Origin of the sequence: Streptomyces sp. NPDC101110, from assembly GCF_044759525.1 — a bacterium.
GTDB lineage: Bacteria > Actinomycetota > Actinomycetes > Streptomycetales > Streptomycetaceae > Streptomyces.
In genome coordinates, this window is record NZ_JBIVZM010000022.1 from 19955 (window position 1) to 42045 (window position 22091).

At 73.6% G+C, this 22091-nt stretch carries 16 protein-coding genes and 1 pseudogene; 7 read left to right on the top strand and 10 right to left on the bottom strand.

The window, feature by feature from the left end; translation table 11 throughout:
- Positions 1 to 2: 2 nt before the first annotated feature.
- Positions 3 to 608 (top strand): dTDP-4-dehydrorhamnose 3,5-epimerase, encoded by a 606-nt coding sequence (gene rfbC / locus ACIQU3_RS35350; protein WP_403929714.1) that lies wholly within the window; start codon positions 3 to 5, stop codon positions 606 to 608.
- 193 nt (positions 609 to 801) lie between these two features.
- Here rfbC and ACIQU3_RS35355 read toward each other — a convergent pair whose 3' ends face one another.
- The 7 genes from ACIQU3_RS35355 to ACIQU3_RS35385 all read right to left on the bottom strand — a co-directional run bounded on the left by ACIQU3_RS35355 (position 802) and on the right by ACIQU3_RS35385 (position 6528).
- Positions 802 to 1605 carry a class I SAM-dependent methyltransferase gene (locus tag ACIQU3_RS35355; protein ID WP_366717717.1) on the bottom strand — a complete coding sequence of 268 codons (804 nt, stop codon included), beginning with the start codon at positions 1603 to 1605 and terminating at the stop codon, positions 802 to 804.
- Complete coding sequence (rfbD, locus tag ACIQU3_RS35360) at positions 1592 to 2479, bottom strand: dTDP-4-dehydrorhamnose reductase (protein ID WP_403743361.1); 888 nt, start codon at positions 2477 to 2479, stop codon at positions 1592 to 1594. Before rfbD ends, ACIQU3_RS35355 begins: the two co-directional genes overlap by 14 nt.
- Positions 2476 to 3456 (bottom strand): dTDP-glucose 4,6-dehydratase, encoded by a 981-nt coding sequence (gene rfbB, locus ACIQU3_RS35365; protein WP_403929717.1) that lies wholly within the window; start codon positions 3454 to 3456, stop codon positions 2476 to 2478. Before rfbB ends, rfbD begins: the two co-directional genes overlap by 4 nt.
- Positions 3453 to 4520: a glucose-1-phosphate thymidylyltransferase gene (locus ACIQU3_RS35370; RefSeq protein WP_403743365.1), complete on the bottom strand. Its 1068-nt coding sequence runs from the start codon at positions 4518 to 4520 to the stop codon at positions 3453 to 3455. Before ACIQU3_RS35370 ends, rfbB begins: the two co-directional genes overlap by 4 nt.
- A gap of 135 nt (positions 4521 to 4655) precedes the next feature.
- Positions 4656 to 4829, bottom strand: a complete 174-nt coding sequence (locus tag ACIQU3_RS35375; RefSeq protein ID WP_403929719.1) for a hypothetical protein — start codon at positions 4827 to 4829, stop codon at positions 4656 to 4658.
- Between the two features lie 188 nt (positions 4830 to 5017).
- Entirely contained in the window at positions 5018 to 5437 is a 420-nt protein-coding gene (locus ACIQU3_RS35380; RefSeq protein WP_403929722.1) for a CBS domain-containing protein, read from the bottom strand.
- Between the two features lie 74 nt (positions 5438 to 5511).
- Positions 5512 to 6528 carry a LysR family transcriptional regulator gene (locus ACIQU3_RS35385; protein ID WP_403929725.1) on the bottom strand — a complete coding sequence of 339 codons (1017 nt, stop codon included), beginning with the start codon at positions 6526 to 6528 and terminating at the stop codon, positions 5512 to 5514.
- 155 nt (positions 6529 to 6683) lie between these two features.
- On the opposite strand from ACIQU3_RS35385, the gene ACIQU3_RS35390 reads away from it, so the two are divergent.
- Entirely contained in the window at positions 6684 to 7379 is a 696-nt protein-coding gene (locus tag ACIQU3_RS35390) for a type 1 glutamine amidotransferase domain-containing protein (RefSeq protein ID WP_403929728.1), read from the top strand.
- A gap of 327 nt (positions 7380 to 7706) precedes the next feature.
- On the opposite strand, the gene ACIQU3_RS35395 is transcribed toward ACIQU3_RS35390, so the two are convergent.
- A complete protein-coding gene (locus ACIQU3_RS35395) occupies positions 7707 to 10166 on the bottom strand; it encodes a SpoIIE family protein phosphatase (RefSeq protein ID WP_403929731.1) in 2460 nt (819 codons plus the stop codon).
- Between the two features lie 187 nt (positions 10167 to 10353).
- Between ACIQU3_RS35395 and lanKC the strand changes: the two genes are divergently transcribed.
- From lanKC to ACIQU3_RS35415, 4 genes and pseudogenes are all read left to right on the top strand, one after another.
- Positions 10354 to 12975, top strand: coding sequence for a class III lanthionine synthetase LanKC (gene lanKC / locus ACIQU3_RS35400; protein WP_403743374.1), 2622 nt, complete (start codon positions 10354 to 10356; stop codon positions 12973 to 12975).
- Positions 12976 to 13030: 55 nt separating this feature from the next.
- Positions 13031 to 13147, top strand: coding sequence for a SapB/AmfS family lanthipeptide (locus ACIQU3_RS35405; protein WP_031113019.1), 117 nt, complete (start codon positions 13031 to 13033; stop codon positions 13145 to 13147).
- 82 nt (positions 13148 to 13229) lie between these two features.
- Positions 13230 to 15104 (top strand): ABC transporter ATP-binding protein, encoded by a 1875-nt coding sequence (locus ACIQU3_RS35410; RefSeq protein WP_403929734.1) that lies wholly within the window; start codon positions 13230 to 13232, stop codon positions 15102 to 15104.
- Between the two features lie 46 nt (positions 15105 to 15150).
- Positions 15151 to 16913 (top strand): annotated as a pseudogene (locus tag ACIQU3_RS35415) (ATP-binding cassette domain-containing protein); the annotation flags it as partial.
- A 171-nt stretch (positions 16914 to 17084) separates the two neighbouring features.
- Here ACIQU3_RS35415 and ACIQU3_RS35420 read toward each other — a convergent pair.
- Positions 17085 to 17693: a LuxR C-terminal-related transcriptional regulator gene (locus ACIQU3_RS35420; RefSeq protein ID WP_403929737.1), complete on the bottom strand. Its 609-nt coding sequence runs from the start codon at positions 17691 to 17693 to the stop codon at positions 17085 to 17087.
- Positions 17694 to 18010: 317 nt separating this feature from the next.
- Between ACIQU3_RS35420 and ACIQU3_RS35425 the strand changes: the two genes are divergently transcribed.
- Complete coding sequence (locus ACIQU3_RS35425; protein WP_403743491.1) at positions 18011 to 20167, top strand: SpoIIE family protein phosphatase; 2157 nt, start codon at positions 18011 to 18013, stop codon at positions 20165 to 20167.
- A gap of 115 nt (positions 20168 to 20282) precedes the next feature.
- On the opposite strand, the gene ACIQU3_RS35430 is transcribed toward ACIQU3_RS35425, so the two are convergent.
- Positions 20283 to 21698, bottom strand: a complete 1416-nt coding sequence (locus ACIQU3_RS35430) for a S1 family peptidase (RefSeq protein WP_403743493.1) — start codon at positions 21696 to 21698, stop codon at positions 20283 to 20285.
- Positions 21699 to 22091: the final 393 nt, after the last annotated feature.

The following is a 22091-nucleotide window of genomic DNA, read 5'->3' on the forward strand; positions in this document are numbered from 1 at the left end:
GCATGCGACCCCTGGGGATGGAGGGCGCCTGGGTCCTGGAACCCAAGATCTTCCCGGACGAGCGGGGCAGCTTCCACGAGTGGTACCGCGGTGCCGAGTTCCGTGAGGCGACGGGGTACGACCTGTCCCTGGCCCAGGCCAACTGCTCGGTCTCGCAGCGGGGCGTGCTGCGCGGTGTGCACTTCGCCGACGTGCCGCCCGGCCAGGCCAAGTACGTCACGTGCGTGCGCGGCGCCGTCCTGGACGTGGTGATCGACATCCGCGTCGGCTCCCCCGCCTACGGGAAGTGGGAGGCCGTACGGCTCGACGACGACACGCGCCACGCCGTGTTCCTCGCGGAGGGCCTCGGTCACGCCTTCATGGCCCTCACGGACGACGCGACGGTGGTCTACCTGTGCTCGGAGGGCTACGCCCCGGGCCGCGAACACGGCATCCACCCGCTGGACCCGGCCCTGGGCATCGAATGGCCCGAGGGCATCACCCCGCTCCTGTCCCCCAAGGACCAGCAGGCCCCGACCCTGGCTGAGGCGGAGCGCCGGGGGCTGCTGCCCTCGTACGAGGCCTGCCTGGCGTACTACGAGGAACTGCGGGGCGGGCAGGGGGCGTAGCTCCGCAGCGGCAGAACGAGGGACATACCGCAGGCCCGGACGCGAGCAGCGTCCGGGCCTGCGCCGTGCGCGTCCCGGGCCGGTATCGCCGCGGGCAGTACCGCGGTCCGGTGCCGCCCCCGGGGCAGTATCGCGCCGGGGCGGGAAGAGCGTCGGCGCCGGCCGCCCCCGGGCGGTGGCCGGCGCCGTCGTCTCAGCGGCTGACGCCGACCTGCTGCAGGGCCTTGCGCAGGGGCTCCCAGCCGACGGAACGGGGCAGGCCACGGTTACGGGCCTGGGTGAGAGGCCGCCAGAAGCCCGCTTCCAGGAGGGCCTCGGGGCGGACCGCGCCGGCCCGCTCCAGGATCGCCTCCGGAACCTTCTGCGGGTCGGGGATCTTGTACTCGGCCATGATCTCGTCGTACTTGTCGTGCAGGACCCGGTTGTCCGGGTCGGCACCGAAGACGACCAGCTGGCCGGTGGGGGCCGTGTCCACCTGCACCGTGACCAGGTCGGGGCGGTAACGCGCCAGCACCTCGGTGATCTTGAAGACGTCGCCGGTCCAGGCGTTGGTGTGACGGTCCCGGGCCGCCTCGTCCACGCTGCGCGGCAGCATGTCGTCGAGGACGATCACGCTGCCCCAGTCCGAGTACTTCTCGACGTTCATGAAGTCGCGCAGCGCGAACTCGAAGAGGTGCATGCCGTCGATGAACGACAGGTCCAGCGTCGTGCGGCGCCAGTAGCCGATCGGGCTGCGGCCGCGGCGCAGGTTGCGCAGCGGGTGACGGCCGCCCTTGAGGTGCTGGAGCGGATTGTCACGCGCGAAGAAGTCGTCGCTGGTCGCCTTCACCAGGTGGACGTCGCACCTCAGCTCCGAGACCACCTTGAAGGCCGGGTCGATCGCGATGCTGGGCACGCGGGACAGCGTCAGGCTGCGCCCGTCATTGACGCCGATCTCCAGGTAGTTGCGATTGGCGCTGACCTTGTGCAGTTCCCGGAGGAACTCATGGCGTTTCACGAGGAAGACCTTCCTTGCGGATGCGGGGCAGTGCTTCGTGCAGGGCGGAGCGCCAGTCACGGGGCGGCGGCAGGCCGATCTCCTGCCACCGCCGGTGTGCGAGGGCGCTGTACGCCGGGCGGGGCGCCGGCCGGGGGAAGGCCGCGCTGCTGGTGGGGCGCACCCGGTCGGGGTCCGCGCCGATGAGGGAGAACACCTCGCGGGCGAGGTCGTACCAGGATGCCTCGCCGGAGCTGGTCGCGTGGAAGACGCCGTGCGCGGCAGGGCCGATCCCGGGCCCGAGATCGGCGATCCGCTCGGCGACGTCCGCGCTCCAGGTGGGCTGCCCGCGCTGGTCGTCGACGACGTCGAGGGTGTCCCGACGCGCTTCCAATCCGATCATGGTGCGGACGAAGTTGGAGCCGTGGACGCCGTACAGCCACGCCGTGCGCACGATCGCGCTCGCACCGGGGAGCTCCTCCAGCACGGCCCGCTCCCCGGCCAGCTTGGTGCGGCCGTAGGCGGTGCGCGGGCCGGTCGGGTGATCCTCCGGGTAGGGCGTGGTGCGGGCCTCGCCGGAGAAGACGTAGTCGGTGGAGACGTGGATCAGGCGGGCGCCGTGCGCGGCGCAGGCCCGGGCCAGGAGGCGGGGGCCGTCGCCGTTGATCTCCAGGGCGCGGGCCTCGTCGGTCTCGGCGTCGTCGACGGCCGTGTAGGCGGCACAGTTCACAACGAGGCCGGGCAGGTGCTCCCGTACGGCGGCGTCGACCGCGCCGGGATCCGTGATGTCGAGGGCGGCGCGGTCGAGGCCCACGACCGTCTCGCCGCGCCGGGTGAGTTCCTCGACGACGTCACGGCCGAGCATCCCGCCCGCCCCGGCGATCAGCCACCTCATGCCCGCTCCTGGGTGACGCGCCGCTTCAGGGGCTCCCACCAGGCCCGGTTGTCGCGGTACCAGGCGACGGTCTCGGCGAGGCCGGTGGTGAAGTCGTGGCGGGGACGGTAGCCGAGTTCGTCTCGGGCCTTGGAGCAGTCGACGGAGTAGCGCAGGTCGTGGCCCTTGCGGTCCGCGACGTACTCCACCCGGTCCCAGCCGGCGCCGCAGGCTTCCAGGAGCAGGCCGGTGAGTTCCTTGTTGGTGAGCTCGGTGCCGCCGCCGATGTTGTAGATCTCGCCGGGCCGGCCCCGGGTGCGGGCGAGGTCGACGCCTTGGCAGTGGTCGTCCACGTGCAGCCAGTCGCGGACGTTGCGGCCCTCGCCGTACAGCGGCACCTTGTGGCCGTCGAGGAGGTTGGTGACGAAGAGCGGGATGACCTTCTCGGGGAACTGGTGCGGGCCGTAGTTGTTGGAGCAGCGCGTGACGCGCACGTCGAGGCCGTGGGTGCGGTGGTAGGCCAGGGCGAGCAGGTCGGAGGAGGCCTTGGAGGCCGAGTAGGGCGAGTTCGGCTGGAGCGGGTGGTCCTCGGGCCAGGAGCCGGTCTCGATGGAGCCGTAGACCTCGTCGGTGGAGACGTGCACGAAGGGGCCGACGTCGTGGCGCAGGGCGGCGTCCAGCAGGGTCTGGGTACCGAGGACGTTGGTGCGGACGAAGTCGGCCGCGCCGCTGATGGAGCGGTCCACGTGGGACTCGGCGGCGAAGTGCACCACCTGGTCCGCGTCGGCCATCAGCTTGTCGACCAGTTCGGCGTCGCAGATGTCGCCCTGTACGAACTCCAGGCGCGGGTGGGTGAGTTCGAGGTTGTCGAGGGTGCCGGCGTAGGTGAGCTTGTCCAGCACGGTGATGCGTGGCGCGTCGGGCGCGTCCGAGGCGAGCAGGGCGCGGACGTAGCGGGAGCCGATGAACCCGGCGGCGCCGGTGACGAGAAGGTTCATGAAGTGATCTGCACCTTGCTGTGATCTCCGAGGACGAGACGGTGGGCGCTGGGGACACTGGGGGCGGGGGTCACCTCGACGTGCCGGCCGATCAGCGAGGACTCGATCCGGCCGACGCCCTCGATCGAGGAGTCCCGCAGCACGATCGAGAACTCCAGCTCACTGTCGGTGATCCGGCAGTTCTCGGCGACGGAGGTGAAGGGGCCCACGTAGGAGTTGGTGACGACGGTGCCCGAGCCGATGACGACCGGCCCGACGACACGGGAGCCGACGATGCGCGCGCCCTCCTCGACCACGACGCGCCCGATGGTCTCCGACGCGTCGTCCACGTCGCCGTCGATGCGCCGCTCCATGGCTTCGAGGACCGTGCGGTTCACCTCGAGCATGTCGCCGACGTTGCCGGTGTCCTTCCAGTAGCCCTTGATGACCGTGGAGCGCACGTCGGCGCGGGTGTCTATCAGGTGCTGGATGGCGTGGGTGATCTCCAGTTCACCGCGCCAGGACGGTTCGATGGCGCGGACGGCCTCGTGGATGAGGGGTGTGAACATGTAGACGCCGACCAGCGCGAGATCGCTCTTGGGCTGCTCGGGCTTCTCCTCCAGGCCGATCACCTGGCCCGACGGGTCGAGTTCGGCGACCCCGAAGGCGCGGGGGTCGGCAACGCGGGTGAGCAGGATCTGCGCGTCGGGCCGGTTGCGGCGGAACTCGTCGACGAGGCCGGTGATGCCGCCGACGATGAAGTTGTCGCCGAGGTACATCACGAAGTCGTCGTCACCGAGGTAGTCCCGGGCGATCAGCACCGCGTGGGCCAGCCCGAGGGGCCGCTCCTGGGGGATGTAGGTCACCTTGAGGCCGAACCTCGACCCGTCCCCGACCGCCTCCTCGATCTCGTCGGCCGTCTCCCCGACGATCATGCCCACGTCGGTGATGCCGGCCTCGGCGATCGACTCCAACCCGTAGAACAGCACCGCCTTGTTGGCCACGGGCACCAGTTGCTTGGCCGACGTGTGCGTGATCGGCCTCAGTCTTGTTCCTGCGCCGCCGGACAGCACGAGAGCCTTCATTCGGTTCACCTTAGTCGTGAACCGGCGGATGTGAACATCACTTCTTTTACTTGCCGATGCGCGGAGTTGCTCGGATCGTCACCGCGCGGTGCCGCAGGAAGGGGCGGCCGCGGGGAGGGGTGCCGCGGGGAGGGATCAGTCCTCACCCCGGACGATGTTCCACTCCGAACCGGAGCGTGACGTCAAGGGGGTCCCTCGGTCCTCCACGGCTGGGAGGCAGGTCCGCACGGCGGCCTTGCCGCGCAGTCGGCGTGCCTTCGACCAGCCGGTCTCGTGCTGACGGACGACGGGCTTCTCACTGGTGTCCATGGACTCCACGACTCATCATCTTCCTTCTCTTACCACTGCTGTTCGAGTTCCCAGCCGAAAACCGAACAAACCCGGCGCGGAACGTCTGTGCCACCGGGGCGAACTCCCCCGCGCGGACACGGCGTTCGCGACACGCGCGACGGCCCCGCGCACCGCACGGTGCGCGGGGCCGTCCAGCGGGGCGCCGGTCACGCGTTGGGACGCGCGGCGCTGATGTCGCCGAGCGCGGACTCGGGGTCGCGCTCCATGGCCATGTCCCCCAGGGAGACGATGCCGACGGGGTGCCCGTGGTCGACGACCGGGATGCGGCGCACGGAGTGCTCGCGCATCAGCTGAACCGCCTGGCCCAGGTCCTCGTCGGGGCTGACGGTGACCAGTTCGTCGCTGCACGCGCCGGCCACGCTGATCCGCTCCGGGTCGCCGCCGCGGCTCACCGAGCGCACCACCAGGTCACGGTCGGTGACCAGGCCGCGCAGATGGTCGCCGTCCGTCACCAGGACGGCCCCGAGGTCCTCGTCGCGCATGATGCGCGCCACCTCGGCGACGGAGGTCTGCGGCTCGACGGTGACCGGGTCGCCGGTCATGATGTCGCGGACATGCAGAGCCATGATGTTCCTCTTCCTTCGGCTCGTGGTGGTCTCTCCGTCCTACGCCACGGCGGGTACCCGGTCGGCCCGCGGCGTCACCAGGTGCGGCCGGCCTCCAGCAGTCGGTCGCGGACGAGGGCGACGTGCGGGTTGCCGGAGGCGCCGGGCCGCTGGACGAGGAAGCCGGTGTTGATCGGCGCGTCCTCGGGGGCGTCGAGGAGCACCAGGGCGCCGGACGCCAGTTCTCCGGCGCACAGGTAGCGCGGCAGCACGCTGAAGCCGGCACCGGCCGTGACCAGCGCGAGGACGGCCCTCAGGTCCGGCACCGAGACGGCGGCGCGGCAGTTGAGACGCCGGCCGAAGACGTGACGCCAATAGCGCCGCACGATGGGCAGGTCCTCGGCGTACGTGATCAGCGGCACGTCGTGCAGGGCGGCCGGTACGTCGTGCAGGGCGGCCGGTACGTCGGGCGCCGCGGCCGGTCTGTCGTGCACCGCGGCCGCTGCGTCGTGCGCCGCGGCCGGTCCGGCGACCGTGCGCGCGGCGACGCGGTCGGCCCAGGCGGGGGCGGCGACCAGGACGAACTCCTCGTCCGACAGCGGCACCGCGGACAGGGTGCGGCCGCGGGGCCGGGTGGTGGCGATCACCAGGTCGTGGCGGCCCGCGCGCAGCTCGTCGAGCAGGGGATCGGTCAGCCCCGTCGTGACGCGCAGCCGGACGCCCTGCGTGACGAGCGGGGCGAGGGCGGGCAGGGCGCGGGTCGACAGCAGTTCCGCGGGGCCGGCCAGGTGGACCGGCTCCGCGTGCGCCTGCTCCCGCGGGCCGTGGCCGGTGGCGGCCGTGAGCGCGTCGAGGGGGGCCGCCACACGTGCCGCGAGGTCGTGGGCCACGGCTGTCGGGGCGACGCCGCGCGGCAGTCGCTCGAACAGCTCCCTGCGGGTCTGCCGCTCCAGGGAGCGGATCTGCGTGGTGACGGTCGGCTGGGACAGGCCCAGCAGGTGCGCGGCGGCCGTGAAGGAGCCGGAGCGGTACACGGCCAGGAAGGTGCGCAGCAGATTGAGGTCGGGCTGCGCGGGTGTCCCGGCCGCGCCGACGGGGTCGAGGGGCCTCACGTGTCCCGACCATACCGGGGTCCGCCATGGAAAAACCTATGGCAGCCATCGGTCATGCCATTGGAAAACATGCGATCCGGGCGCTTACGGTCGTCATCGTCCGAGTCATCGCCGCGCTGTCCGACCCGCGGCCCGTCTGATGGAGATGCACCACCATGTCGAAGATCCTCTTCGTCGTCACCGGCGCCGACACCTGGACCTTGGCCGACGGCACCGGGCACCCGACCGGCTTCTGGGCCGAGGAGGCCGTCGCCCCCTACGAGGCGTTCCGGGCCGCCGGTCACGAGGTCGTCGTGGCCACGCCCGGCGGTGTCGAGCCCACCGTCGACCGGGCGTCCCTGGCTCCCGAGGTGAACGGCGGCCAGGAGAACGCCGACCGGATCGCGAAGGCGCTCGAGTCCTTCACCGAGCTGCGGCATCCCGTCCGGCTCGAGGACGTCCGGCTGGAGGACTACGCGGCGGTCTTCTACCCCGGCGGCCACGGCCCCATGGAGGACCTCGCCGTGAACGCCGACTCCGGGCGGCTGCTCGCCCGGGCCCTGGAGTCGGGCAGGCCGCTCGGCGTCGTCTGCCACGGGCCGGCGGCACTGCTGGCCGCCGTCGGGAGCGACGGCCGGAACGCCTTCGCCGGGTACGAGGTCGCGGCGTTCACCAACGCCGAGGAGATCCAGGGCGGTCTCGCCGATCGCGCGAAGTGGCTGCTCCAGGACCGTCTCACCGAGGCCGGGGTGACGGTGCGGGCCGGTGAGCCGTGGGCCCCGCACGTGGTCACCGACCGCAACCTGGTCACGGGCCAGAACCCCGCGTCGTCGGCCCCCCTGGCGGAGGAGCTGCTGAAGCGGCTGAGCTGAGCAGACACCGCCGGGCGGTCCGGCCGCGGCGGCTCGGCCGGCCGGGGCAAGGGCACGCCCCCTGCCGACCGGTCGTGCCCCCGCGGTCGACGGGCCGGCGTTCGCGTCACAGCCGAGAGGCCCGGCCGGTCGTGCCCCCGCGGTCGGCGGGCCGGCGTTCGCGTCACAGCCGAGAGGCCCGGCCGGTCGTGCCCCCGCGGTCGACGGGCCGGCGTTCGTGTCGGCAGCCGGCCGGCCCGGTCCGGCCGGTGTCCCTGCGGCCGAGGCGCCGGGTCCGCCCAGGCGCACCCTTCGCACAGCGACGGCCGGCCACCGCGAAGGGGCCGGTCACATGGGCGGCCGGTGTCCGAGCGGCAGTTCCGCCCACACCTGTTTGCCGCCGCTGACCGGCAGGGTTCCCCAGGTCGCGGCGAGGGCCTCGACGAGGAGGATGCCTCGGCCGCCGGTGGCCTCCCAGCCGATGCTGGTCGGTCTGACCGGTGAGCGCGGGGAGGCGTCGGCGATCGCGACGCGCAGCCGGTCGTTGACGAGGGTGAGGTCCATGCGGACCTTGCCGTCGGTGTGGACCAGGGCGTTGGTGACGAGCTCGGAGACGACGAGGAGTACGGCGTCGTAGTCGGCGGTGACGCCCCAGGAACGCAGGGTGCGCCGGGCGAAGCGGCGGGCGTGCCCGACGGCCTGCGGCACCCGCCAGACCGTCCAGCTCTCCCGCAGCGGGCGCAGGTCCATGCCGTCGTAGCGCAACAGGAGCAGGGCGACGTCGTCGCTGCGCGGGGCGTCGCCCAGGAGAGCGTCGGCGACCAGACCCAGATCAGCGGGGGTTGCGTCCGCCAGCCGCGCGGCGAGGTGGTCCATGCCCTCGTCGATGTCGGAGTCGGGTGTCTCGACGAGCCCGTCCGTGGCCAGGGCGACCACGGTGCCGGGCGGCAGCCGCAGCGGGCTCATGGGAAAGTCGGCCCGGGTGACCACCCCGAGGGGCGGCCCGCCCTCGGCCTCCGCGATCTCGGTCCGGCCGTCCGGGTAGCGCAGCACCGGCGGCAGGTGCCCGGCCCGCACGCACCACGCGGCGCCCTCCTCCAGGTCGACGTCGACGTAGCAGCAGGTGGCGAAGAGGTCGCTCTCCATGTCCGTCAGCAGCCGGTTGGCGTGCGCGACGACCACGTCCGGCGGGTGCCCCTCGACGGCGTAGGCGCGCAGGGCGGTGCGCATCTGGCCCATGAGGGTCGCGGCACCGGCGCTGTGTCCCTGCACGTCGCCGATGACGAGGGCGACGTGGTGATCGGGCAGCGGGATGACGTCGTACCAGTCGCCTCCGAGTTCGAGCCCGGCCGTGCTCGGCAGGTAGCGGGCGACGGCCACCGCGCCCGGCAGCCGGGGCAGGCTGCGCGGCAGCAGCTGGCGCTGGAGCATGCCGACGAGTTCGTGCTCCGCGTCGAAGGCACGGGCCCGCACCAGGGCCTGTCCGGCCAGTCCGGCGCATGCGGTGAGCAGGGCGCGTTCGTCGGCGCCGAAGTCGTGCGGGGTGTCCCAGCCGATCAGACAGGCTCCCGCCATGCGGTTCCCGGCGGGCAGCGGCAGCACGGCGAGGCCGCCGGGACCGACCTCGGCCAGGGCGCGTTCGAGGGGGCTGCCGGCGGGCCAGATGCGGGCCCGGCCCTCGCGCAGCGCCGCGGCGAGGGTGGGCATGGCGCGCACGGGCGCGTCGGGCCACTCGGTGCGCCACTCCGACCGCCACAGCTCCGGCCAGGCCTCGGGTTCGGGCGGGTCGAGGACGGTGACGACGAGCCGTTCGCTCTCCAGCTCGGCGAGCGCGATCCGGTCGGCCCTGAGCGGCCTGCGCAGCGCGGCGACCACGGCCTTGCCGACGTCCCGGACGGTCACGGCGGTGGCCAGCGCGGCGGCCAGGCGCTGGACCCGGGCCACGTCGGTGACGTCGGAGCGCAGCGTGGAGACGTCGACGACCGTCCCCACCAGCCGTGCCGGACGGCCCTCGCCGCCGGGCAGCAGGCGCCCGCGCAGCCGGAGCCACTTCGGCGGGCCAGCGGGCTGGAGCACCCGGAACTCCAGCTCGCGGTCGCCGATGGACATGTGGTCGGCCTCCACCACGGACATCAGTGACGGCAGGTCCTCGGGGACGGTCAGGCTGAGCAGCGTCTCGACCCGGCCGTCGAACTCCACCGGGTCCAGGCCGAACAGGTCCAGCAGGTCGTCGCCGACCCGGACGCGCCCGGAGTCCATGGCGAGACTGAAGGCGCCCGGCGGCAGCTCCCCGGCCTCGGCGGGCGCGACCGGTGCGGTGAAGGCGACGGCGTCGGCGATGAGTTCCAGGCATCCGAGGTCGTCGGCGGCGAATCCTCCCGGGTGCTCGCTCACGGCCAGCAGACAGCCGCCCTCGGCCCGCACGGGAAGGGCGGTCAGGAAGAAGTCGGGGGACGGAACCCGCCGGGCCTGGGCGTGCTCGGCGAGTTCCGCCGGGCCCAGCGACACCGTCCGGCCGCCGCGGTGGGCCTCGGCGACCGGGGACCGCCCGGCGCGCGGGTAGCTGTCACGCAGTCCGTACAGCGTCCTCGGGACCCCGGCCGACTCCAGCAGGCACAACAGCTCGCCGTCCTCGGAAGGCGCGTAGACGGCGGCCAGCGACGCGCCGGCGAAGACCAGGGCCTGTTCGAGGACGCGGCGCAGCCGTCCGGGCGACTCCTGATCGACCGCGATCGCCTTGAGGGCACCTTCGGCACGCAGTGTCCGCGTTCCGCGCTCCTGGGCGCCCTGACTGACCACGTTGGCCATTACAGCGCTAATGGGACACCTGCGCAGCCCCTGTGGGCGTTCCGTGGACCCGCGCCGACGGAGGTCGCTCGAATGAAACCGAACATGTCTTAACGCGTGCGTTCCGCACGGTGTTCTCGTGACAGGCGTGACTGTGCGTGCCCGGTGTGTGGCTGGAAGGCTCGGTGCTCGTCAGGGAGGGGGACGCATGGACAAGCGGTACGAGGTGTACGCGCTGGCCGACCGGCACTTCTACGAGACGCCGGACCGGCTCACGCGGGGCGGGCAGGACACGGCCTCCCACCTCTACGAGACGGCCCGCCGGCCGCTGCCCGAGGGCTGGGAGTCGGCCCGGATCGGCGACTGGCAGACGATGACCCCGCTCGGCGCGGACGGCGAACCGCTCCAGGGCCCGGCCCAGGGGTGGAAGATCCATGCCTCGGCGACGCGGGCGAACGCGGAGGAGATCGCCCGGATCGTGTGGGACTACTGCGTCGAGCAGCGGGTCCCCTTCAAGTTCGTGCCGGGTCCGCACCTGCTCCACCTGCGCAACACCAAGTACGCCCCGCGCGACGGCAGCGGCAAGTTCGTCACGGTCTACCCGGCCGACGAGGAACAGTTGCACCGGGTGCTGCGTGAACTGGGCGGGCTGCTGAAGGGTTTCGAGGGGCCGTACATCCTCACCGACCTGCGCTGGGGCGAGGGCCCGCTGTACGTGCGCTACGGCGCCTTCGCCCGGGCGTTCGTGGTGGACGAGCGGGGCTCGCTGGTGCCGGCGGTGCGCGACGGCGAGGGCCGGCTGGTGCCGGACCGGCGGTCGCCGTCCTTCCAGGTGCCCGAGTGGGTGACGCTGCCGGCGTTCCTCCAGCCGCATCTCGACGCCCGGAACAACACGACGACGGGCGAACTGCCGTACCGCATCGAGAAGGCGCTGCACTTCTCCAACGGCGGCGGGGTCTACGCGGGCACCGACACGCGTGACGGGCGCAAGGTCGTCCTGAAGGAGGGCCGGCCGCACGCGGGGCTCGCCTCGGACGGCGCCGACGCGATCGCCCGGCTGGAGCGGGAGAAGCAGGCACTGGAGCAGGTCGCGGGCATCGGCGTGGTCCCGGAAGTGCGGGACTGGTTCGAACTCGGCGGCCACCACTTCCTGGTGATGGACTTTCTGGAGGGCCGTCCGCTCAACTCCTTCTTCGCGCAGCGGCATCCGCTGCTCACCCAGGACCCCGACGCCGAGGCCGTCGCCTCCTATACGGCTTGGGCTCTGCGCATCCACCGCAGGGTGGAGGAGGCCGTGGCGGCGGTGCACGCCCGGGGCATCGTCTTCAACGACCTGCACGTCTTCAACATCATGGTCGCCCCGGACGAGGAGACCGTGTTCCTGCTCGACTTCGAGGCCGCGGCCCCGGCCGGGGAGAACGGCCGTCAGGTCGTCGCCCACCCCGGGTTCTTCGCCCCGCCGGACCGCCGCGGCGCCGACGTCGACCGCTATGCGCTGGCCTGTCTGCGGCTGGCCCTGTTCCTGCCGGTCACCACGCTGTTCGTGGTCGACCGCGGCAAGGCGGCGCATCTGGCGGAGGTGATCTCGCGGGAGTTCCCGGACGTGCCGCGGGAGTTCCTCGACGAGGCGGTCGCCGAGATCACCCGCGAGGTGTCCGGTCGTACGGTGGCCGTCCCCTCGGCGCCGGTGGACCCGGGCGACTGGCCCTACAGCCGCGACTCGATGGTGAAAGCCATCCTCGCCTCGGCCACGCCGGAGCGCGACGACCGGCTCTTCCCCGGCGACGTCGCCCAGTTCTCCGACGGCGGCGGGCTCGGACTCGCGCACGGCGCAGCGGGGGTGCTGTTCGCGCTGGACGCGGCCGGCGCCGAGCGGTACGAGGAGGGTGAGCGCTGGCTGCTGGAGCGGACGGCTCCGGCCCCGGTCGGCACCCCGCTCGGTCTGTACGACGGGCTCGCGGGCGTCGCCCTGGTCCTCGACCGGCTCGGGCACCGGCAGCGGGCGCTGGACCTGGTGGAGGGCATCCTCGCCGAGCGGTGGCAGAACCTCTCGTCCGACCTGCACGGCGGACTGGCCGGGCTGGGCCTGGTCCTCGGACATCTGGCCCGCACGACCGGCGAGGCGGAGCTGGGTGAGCGGGCCCACGAGGCCGCGCGGATCCTCGTCCAGCGCCTCACGGAGCCGGTCCCTGCCGCGTCCCGGCCGCGCGCCGGCCTGCTGCGCGGCGCGAGCGGTGCCGCCCTGCTGATGCTGCGGCAGTACGAGTGGACCGGTGAGAAGGCCTGGCTGGAGGCGGCGGCCGCGGCCCTGCACCGGGACCTGGCCTCCTGCGTGACCCGCGAGAACGGGTCGCTGGAGGTCGACGAGGGCTGGCGGACCCTGCCCTACCTCGGTGACGGCAGCGCGGGCCTGGGCATGGTCCTCGACGACCTGGTGGCCCACTCCCCCGGCCGTGCCGGGGAGTTCGCAGCGGCCCGTTCCGGTGTGCTCACCGCGGCCACCTCCCGCTTCTACGCGCAGCCCGGACTCCTCCAGGGCCGCGCGGGAATGATCCTGCACCTCAGCCGCACGACCACGCCGGGCGCGACCGACGACAGGCTGGCCGCGCAGATCGCCGGGCTCGGCTGGTTCGCGATGGCCTACGAGGGCCAACTGGCCTTCCCCGGACACCAGATGATGCGGCTCTCCATGGACCTCGCCACCGGAACGGCAGGGTGCCTGCTGGCGCTCGGCGCGGCCCTCGACCCGGCGACCGGCGCCCACCTGCCGTTCCTCCCGCCGCCCGCCGGCGGCCCCCAGACGCGGTTCCGCGATCCCGCGGAGTCGTGACACCACCCCGTCCCCACGGATGACCACGGACGGACACCCGACGGAAGGAATCACCATGGCACTTCTCGACCTGCAGACCATCGAGACCGAAGAGCGCACCGACGGCGGCGGCAACAGCACGGTGAGCCTGCTCTCCTGCATCAGCGCCGCGAGCGTTCTGCTCTGTCTCTGACCCGCGGTCTGCTCGCTCCGGGCGGCTCTCTCCCCTCGGGGAGGGGCCGCCCGGGGTCCTTCCCGTCCCAGGAAAGGCCCGTATGACCCCGCGCGGCGACGACGACCCGGCGGCCGGACACGCGCGCACGCTGCTGCGCACGGCCACCCGGTACAGCGGGTTCCGCTGCGTGGCGCTGTGCCTGGTGAGCATCGTCGCCACGGGTGCCGGACTACTGCTCCCGGCCGTTCTCGGCCGGGCCCTCGATCTTGTGCTGGCGCACGCCCCGGCGACCCGGTGGGTGCTCTGCTGCGCCGGCCTCGTCCTGCTGCTGGGTCTGCTCGACGCGGCCCAGACCGTCCTCACCGGCACCGTCGACGCCCGCACCACGGCCTGGCTGCGCCGCCGGGTGACCGGACACGTCCTGGGCGTCGGCCCGCGGGCCGCCGACCGCTTCGGCTCCGGTGAGCTCGTGGCCCGCCTGGTGGGCAACGCCGCCGAGGCGGGCACCACTCCGGCGGCTCGGGCGGCCCTGCTGGCCGCGCTCGCCGGCCCGGTCGGCGGAATGGTCGCGCTGGCGGTGATCGACTGGTGGCTCGCGGCCGTGTTCCTCGCCGGGGCCCCCGTGCTGGCGCTCCTCCTGCGCGCCGTCTCCCGGGACACCTCCGAGAGCGCGTCGCGCTACCAGCGGGCCCAGGGCCGGATCGCGGCCGCGCTGGCGGAGGCCGTCGAAGGGGTGCGCACCGTGCGGGCGGCCGGCACGGAGGACCGGGAGACGGCCCGGGTGCTGCGGCCGCTGCCCGAGCTGTCCCGGGCCGGGCACCGTATGTGGCGGGTGCAGGGCCGGGCCGCGGCCCGGGCGGTCGCGGTGGCGCCGCTGCTGCAGCTCGCGGTCGTCGCCGTGGCCGGGGTCCTGCTCACCCGGGACCGGCTCTCGGTGGGCGAGGTGCTGGCGGCCTCCCGGTACGCGGTGCTGGCGACCGGTGTCGGTGTGCTGGTCGGCCGCCTCGCGGGACTGGCCCGGGCCCGGGCCGCGGCCCGGCGCCTGGGCGAGGTCGGGACCGAGCCCGCCATCGCGTACGGCGACCGCAGGCTGCCCGCCGGGCCCGGGCGGCTGGAGCTGCGCGGGGTGACGGCCCGGCGGGGCGGGCGCACCGTGCTCGACGGGGTGGACCTCGACGTGCCGGGCGGAACGACGCTGGCGGTGGTCGGCCGGTCCGGTGCGGGCAAGTCGCTGCTGGCCGCGCTCGCCGGGCGGCTGAGCGAACCGGACGCGGGCGAGGTGCTGCTCGACGGTGTGCCGTTGCGCGAGCTGCGCCACGACGAGCTGCGGGGCGCTGTCGGTTATGCCTTCGCCCGCCCCGCGCTCCTCGGCGGGACGGTCGAGCGGGCGATCGGCCTCGGCGTGGCCGCTCCCTCTGCCGGCCTGATCCGGGAGGCGGCGCGCACGGCCCGCGCGGACGACTTCGTGCGCCGTCTGCCCCACGGATACGGCACGCCCGTCACGGACGCCCCGTGCTCGGGTGGCGAGGCCCAACGTCTGGGCCTGGCACGGGCGTTCGCGCACGGTGGCCGTCTGCTGATCCTCGACGACGCCCTCTCCAGCCTCGACACGGTGACGGAACGCCACATCACCGACGCGCTCTTCGGCGACGGCCCGGGAACCACCCGGCTCCTGGTCGCCCACCGGGGTGCGACGGCCGCGTGCGCCGATGCCGTGGCGTGGCTGGACGGCGGGCGGGTGCGGGCGGTGGGGCGGCACGAGGAGCTGTGGCGGCTGGCGGAGTACCGAGCGGTATTCGGAGACGGTGCGGCATACCGAGACGAGGCGGCATTCGGAGACGAGGCGGCGTTCGAAGACGAGGCGGCGTTCGAAGACGGGGCGGACCCTGCCGACCCTCCGGTGGCGGACGGCGGTTCACGGCCTGCCCCGGACACCCGGGGCACGACGAGCGGGGAAAGGGGTGTGACGGCATGAGCGGCCGGACGTGGACGGGTGGGGCTGCCACGGGCGGAGTGTCGCCATGACCGCCGCAACCGGCCTCGCCGCCCAGGGCCTGCGCTTCCTGCTGGCCCGTCGGCACGTGCTGCTGCGGCTCACCGCCTGGTCCGTGCTGGAGACCGGGCAGACCTTCCTCATCGGGTACGGGCCCGCCCGCGCCCTGGACGAGGGGTTCCTGCGCGGGCGGGCGGAGGTCGGACTGGTCTGGCTGGCCCTGACCGGCCTGGGCGTCCTGCTCGGCGCGTACGGGACCGCCCGGGTCTACGCCGCCGTCGCCGACCTGGTCGAACCGCTCCGCGACCGGCTCGTGGAGCGCGTGGTCACGCGCGGGGTGCGCACCGGTGAGGCGGGCTCCTTGTCGGGGCTCACCCAGCAGGTGGAGATCGCCCGGGACACCTTCGCCGGACTGGTCATGGTCTCCCGCTCCTTCCTGTTCACCTCCGTCGGTGCCCTGGCGGGACTGTTCACGCTCGCCCCGCCACTGCTGCTGGTCGTGGGTCCGCCCCTGGCCGTGGGCATGGCGCTGTTCGCCGTGACGCTGCGGCCCCTCGCCCGGCGGCAGGAGACGTTCCTGGTCGCCGACGAGGCCCTCGCCGGCGACCTCGGCACCGTCTGCCCGGGCCTGCGCGACGTCACGGCGACCGGCGCCGAGGCGCAGATCGCCGCGGGCACCGGGGAACGGGTCGAGGCGGAACTGCGGGCTGCGCGGGCACTCGCCCACTGGGGCGTGCTGCGGGTGGCGTCCCTCACGATCGGCGGTCAGGCGCCGATCGTGCTGCTGCTGGCCGCCGCCCCCTGGCTGCTGGCCCACGGCGTCACCGCGGGCGCCCTGGTCGGTGCCCTGGCCTACGTCACCCAGTCGCTGCTCCCGGCCCTGCGGAACCTGATCCACGGACTGGGCACGAGCGGCTCCCGCCTGACGGTGGTGCTGCGCAGACTGGCCGGAACGAGCACGGTCCCGTCCCGTCCGGCGGACAGCGGGCGCGTGCCCCCCGGCACGGTCCCGTCCCGTCCAACGGACAGCGCTCGCGTGCCCGCCGGCACCACCGCAGGTCGCGGCACCCCTCCTCCCGCCCTCTCCCTCGCGTCCGTCACCTTCGCCTACGGCCCCGCCAGTGCGCCCGTCGTCCACGACCTCGACCTCACGCTCCCGCCCGGCGCACACCTGGCCGTCGTCGGTCCCAGCGGCACCGGCAAGTCCACGCTCACCGCGCTGGTGGCCGGGCTGCTCACGCCCTCGCACGGCGCCGTACGGGTCGCCGGACACCCCGTGCCCGGCCCCGAGGCCGCCGCCGCGCGGGTGCTCATCCCGCAGGAGGCCTACGTCTTCGGCGGCACCCTGGCCGAGAACCTCGCCTACCTGCGTCCTGGCCCGGTGCCCGAGGAGGAGTTGCAGGCCGCGGCCGAGGCGGTCGGTCTGGCCCCGTTGGCCGCCCGGCTCGGCGGACTCGGCGCCCGGGTGGAACCCACCGCGCTGTCGGCCGGCGAACGGCAGCTGATCGCGCTGGCCCGGGCCTATCTGTCGTACGCCCCGCTCGCCCTGCTGGACGAGGCCACCTGCCATCTGGACCCGGGGGCCGAGGAACGTGCCGAGCGGGCGTTCGCCGCGCGGCCGGGCGGGACCCTGGTGGTCGTGGCCCACCGCATCAGCTCGGCCCGCCGCGCCGATCGGGTGCTGGTGATGGACGGCCGGAGCACGGCGTACGGCGGCCATGAGGAGCTTCTGCGGTCCTCCGCGCTGTACCGGGACCTCGTCGGGGGCTGGGCTCCCGCGCCGGCCCGGTAGCGGCCGGAGCCGGCCCTGCTGCGGCGGGATACGGCGGCCCGGCCGCCGGAGTAGGCGCTGCTCCGGCGGGATGCGGCCGCCTGGGGCGGAGTCAGCACTGCTCCGGCGGGATGCGGCCGCATGCGGCCGAGGTCAGCCCCGCTCCGGCGCGCGGATGCGATCGCGTAGGGTCAGAGCCAGCCCTGGCCCTGTGAGATGCGTATCGCGTCGACGCGGTTGCGGGCCCCGGTCTTGCGGGTGATGGCGGCCATGTAGTTGCGCACTGTCCCGTGGGACAGGTGCAGGCTCCCGGCGATCTCCGCGATGGAGGCTCCCTCGGCCGCGAGGGACAGCACGCTCAGTTCTCTGCGGGTCAGCGGCATCTCGGCCGCCTTGAGGAACCCGAAGCCCAGCGAGTCGTTGACGAAACGTTCCCCCTCGGCAACGCGGCGGATCCCGCGCAGCAAATTCCGCGGGGAGCCCTCCTTGTCGACGTACCCGAGCGCCCCCGCCTCGGCCGCCCGCTTGAGCAGGCCCGGCCGGTTCGCGGTGGCCAGCACGAGTAATCGGGGGCGCGTGCGGCCCGGCCCGGGCCGGCACAGCTCGCCCAGGGGCGGGATGCCGTAGGAGTCCGCGCACTCCAGGTCCGCCGCGCACACGTCCGGCCGAAACGACCGCACCGTGCCCGGCGCGGCGCGCCACGACGTGTCCTGGACCGCCAGGTCGGACTCCTGCCGCAGCCACTCCGCCAGCACCGACCGCACCAGACACTCGTCGTGGACCAGAAGCACCCGGATCACTGCCACCCCCTCGGCTCGCCGTACGCCCCCTCGTCTTGGTGAACGCCTGCCCCATTGTTCGCGACCGTGACCCTGCGTGGGCGCGAAGAACCGGCCATCGCGAGGCGCGGGGGCGCACGCCCAGCACCCGTACGCCCGGCCACGCTTCGACTATGGGGGCATGGGTCGGGGCGGTCGGGGTACGAGATTGCGCCCTTCAGGGCCGAGATATGCGTGGCCGACGGTAACCGGCACTGTTCCGGAACCGTTCGTCGTGCGGGAAGGGCCGCCAGGGGGGAGATTTGTTCCTGAACCCGGTCGCGCGGCCGTGCGAGGAGGTGGTCTGCGTGTCCGACGGGCAGTCGTCCGCACAGGCGCCGGCAGCCGCCCGGACGCCGGTCGGCCGTCCCCTGCTCTCGCTGGCACTGGCCTCGATGATGGACGAGGTGCACGCCCACTCGGGCGCGGTGTACCTGAGGGCGGCGGATCAGCCGGTGCTGGAGATGGCGGTGATGGCCGGCCTGCCCCGGGCGTTCGCGGCGCCCTGGGAGCGGGTGGGCCTGAGCGCGCCGATCCCGGTGGCCGACGCGGCGCGCGAACGGCGGCTGGTGTGGGTCGGCGGCGAGGAGGAGATGGCGCGCCTCTACCCGCGGATCGCCGTGGTACTGCCCTACCCGTTCGCCCTGGCCGCGGTGCCGGTCGCCACCGAGTCGACCGTCTACGGCGCGGTCTTCGTCACCTGGCCCGGTGCGCACCCGGCCGAGATGTCCGACCACGAGCGTGAGCATCTCACCGCGGCCTGCGGCCGGCTGGCGGTCCGACTGGAGCGGGCGGCCGAGCACAGCATCCCGCCGCACCCCGAGACCGACCTGCTCGCCTCGCCCCTGGTGGGCGGCATGGCCGGCACGCTCGGCACCGTCGAGGCGGCGCGGATGGTGAGCCGGCTGCCCTACGGCCTGGTCTCGCTGGACCTGCACGGACGGGTCGGCTTCGTGAACGCGGCGGCGTCCGAGCTGCTGAACGTCCCGGTCAGCCGACTGCTCGGCACCCAGCTGTGGGCGACGGTGCCCTGGCTCAACGACCCGGTCTACGAGGACCGCTACCGGGCCGCGCTGCTGAGCCAGCACGTCACCTCGTTCGTGGCGCTGCGCCCGCCCGGCGAGTGGCTGTCGTTCCGGCTGTACCCGAGCACGACGGGTCTGAGCGTCCGCATCACCAGGTCCCGGGCCGTGTCCCGGATGAACCGGACCGCGCCGCCGCCCGACGGTGCACCGTCCCGGCTGGTCACCATCTCGCAGGTGCTGGATCTGGCCGGGGCGCTCACCGAGGCGGTGGGCGTGCAGGACGTGGTGCAGCTGGTCGCCGACGAGATCGTCCCGGCGGTGGGCAGCCAGGCCCTGGTCGTGCTGGGCTCGCGGGCCAAGCGGCTGCGGGTGCTCGGGCACCGCGGGTACCGGGACCCGCGCGTGGTGGAGCGGTTCGACGGGATGCCCCTGACCGAGTCGACACCGGGCACCCAGGTGCTGCGGACGGGCGTGCCCGCGTTCTTCGAGTCGCAGGAGCAGCTGGAGCGGCTGTACCCGGCGCGGGCCGCGACCCCCGACGGGTTCGCGGCCTGGGCGTTCCTGCCCCTGATCGCCCAGGGCCGCCCGGTGGGGACGTGCGTGCTCTCCTACGCCGAGCCGCACCCGTTCCCGACGGAGGAGCGGGCGGTGATGACGAGCATGGCCGGGCTGATCGCCCAGGCCCTGGAGCGGGCGCTGCTCTACGACGCCAAGCACCGGCTCGCGCACGGCCTCCAGGAGGCCCTGCTGCCGCACTCCCTGCCGTCGCTGCCGGGCGTCGAGGCGGTCGGCCGCTATGTGCCGGCGACTCAGGGCATGGACATCGGCGGCGACTTCTACGACCTGGTCGGCGCCCAGGGCACCGCGGCGGCGGTGATCGGGGACGTGCAGGGCCACAACGTGACGGCGGCCGGGCTGATGGGCCAGGTCCGCACGGCGGTGCGCGCGTACACCACCGTGGGGCAGCCGCCCGAGGAGGTCATGCGCAGCACCAACCGGCTGCTGCTGGACCTCGGGTCCGACCTGTTCGCCAGCTGCCTGTACCTGCGGCTCGACCCGGAGCACGGGCGGGCCGTGATGTCCCGGGCGGGGCATCCCCCGCCGCTGCTGAGACGCCCGGACGGCCGGGTGCGGGTCCTCGACCTGGCGGGCGGCCCGCTGCTGGGCATCGACGCCTCGGCGGTGTACCCGACGACGGAGGTCGCCCTGCTCCCCGGTTCGCTGCTCGTCCTCTACACGGACGGTCTCGTCGAGTCGCCCGGCACGGACTTCGAGGAGGCCCTCGCGGATCTCGGCCGGCGGCTGGCCGATGCCGGGGACCTGCCGCTGGACGAGCTGGCCGACAGCCTCGTCCACCAGGAGCGGCATCACACGGACGGGGAGGAACGGCTCGATGACATCGCCCTGTTGCTGATCAGGGCCCTCGGGTAGGGCCGACGGGGGTCGGCAGCCGGCCTGGGACGCAGGGGAGCCGGCCCGGATCCGCCAGGAAGGGGGCGGAACCGGGCCGGCTGCGTCGGACCGGCTGCCGACGGTTGTGCCGGGGTCAGCGCGACTCGGTCAGACCGGAGTGGTCCTCGGCACCCTGACCCGCGTCCTGGCCGGCGCCCGAGCCCTGACCGGCTCCGGCGCCCGCTTCGTCGCCTCCGGCCTGCTCACCGGCACCGGCTCCGGCCTCTTCGCCGGCACCGGCTTCCTCACCGGCACCCGCACCGGCTTCGTCGCCGGCACCGGCCTCTTCACCGGCGCCCGCCTCCTGGCCCGCACCGGCCTCCTGGCCGGCGCCGGCCTCCTCACCCGCACCGGCCTCTTCACCGGCACCGGCGCCGCCGCCCGCGGCACCGCCCGCGCCGAGGGTCGCGCCGACCGCCTCCAGGGCGGTGGTCACCGGCTGGAAGAACGTCTCGCCGCCGGCCGTGCAGTCACCGCTGCCCCCGGAGGTCAGGCCGATGGCGAGGCCGTCCTGCGTGAACAGCGAGCCGCCGCTGTCGCCGGGCTCGGCGCAGACGTCGGTCTGGATGAGGCCGGTGACCGTGCCCTCCGGGTAGTTCACCGTGGCGTCGAGGCCGAGGACCTGGCCGTCGTTGAGCCCGGTGGTGCTGCCCATCCGGAAGACCTGCTGGCCGACGGTCGCCTCGGCGGCCTCGGTGATCGGCACGGTCTGGTCGCCGGTGTTGACCTCGCTGGGCGCCTCGGTCGCCGGGTCGTCGTACTTCACGAGTGCGAAGTCGCCGTTGCCGGGGAAGGTCGACTGGTCGACCGTGGCGATCGGCTGGCCGCCCTGGGTGTCGGACCACTCGTTGCCGCCGAGGGTGCAGTGGCCGGCGGTCAGGAAGGCCGGCGAGCCGTCGCCCGCGGTGACGTTGAAGCCGAGGGAGCAGCGCGAGCCGCCCGCGAAGATGGCGTCGCCGCCGGAGACGAACGGCTTGAAGGTGCCGGAGGACTTCTTGAGCGTGGCCATGCCGGAGCCGAGCTCCTGCACGGTGGATTCCAGTCTGTCCCACTTGGCGCCGGTCACGGTGCTGTCGGCCGTCACCAGGAGCTTGTTGGTGCGCGGGTCGATCGCCCACGAGGTGCCCGCGATGGTCGCCTCGGACTTCAGCGTCGACGCCCCCTCCTGGAGCTCCGACCAGCTGTTGTCGACCTCGCGGACCTTCGCGCCGGCCGCCTTCGCCTGCACGATCACGTTGTTGTTGTCGCCCGGGACGACGTTGACGACGAGCTGCTTGTTGTCGCCGTCGTAGTAGGAGCCGCCGAACGCCTCACCGAGGAGCCCGGAGAGCTGCGAGGCGAGATCCGAGGCGTCGCCCGCCTTCAGGGTCTTCGGCGCGGCCGCCGCGTCGCCGGACGAACCGTCCTGCGAGGCGTTGGCGTTGGGGAGCAGGATCGCGGCGGCGCCGAGCGCCACCACACCGCCCGCCGCTATCGCGGCCTTGCGCTTCGGAATTCGCTTGTGACTCAAACTTCTCTCCTCCTGGGGAACGGAGTAGGTGCCGCCGTCCGGCAGCTTCTGGGGGGGCGCCTGGATGGCTGTTGGTACGCACGGGCCGCACGGGGCGTTCAATTCCGATTGCAAGTGATCCCTTCGCACCGCGGAATCAGCCAACTCCCGCCGTGGGCAAGCGGACCCGCACACGCGGCGACCGCCCTGCTCACGGCGGCCGGTCCGGTGGACGGGCCCGGCGGGGCCTGCGACGGGTCATGGCCGGATGACGGCCTTTCAGCAACGGACGCCGCGTCAGCCCACCGGAAGCAAACGCTCCGTATCCGTGCGGGAACGATCTGTCGCTGTTCCGGAGTCAAACCCCGGCTTCAGCGAATCTGCACATCGAATGCTCAACCCGGTCACCGAAAG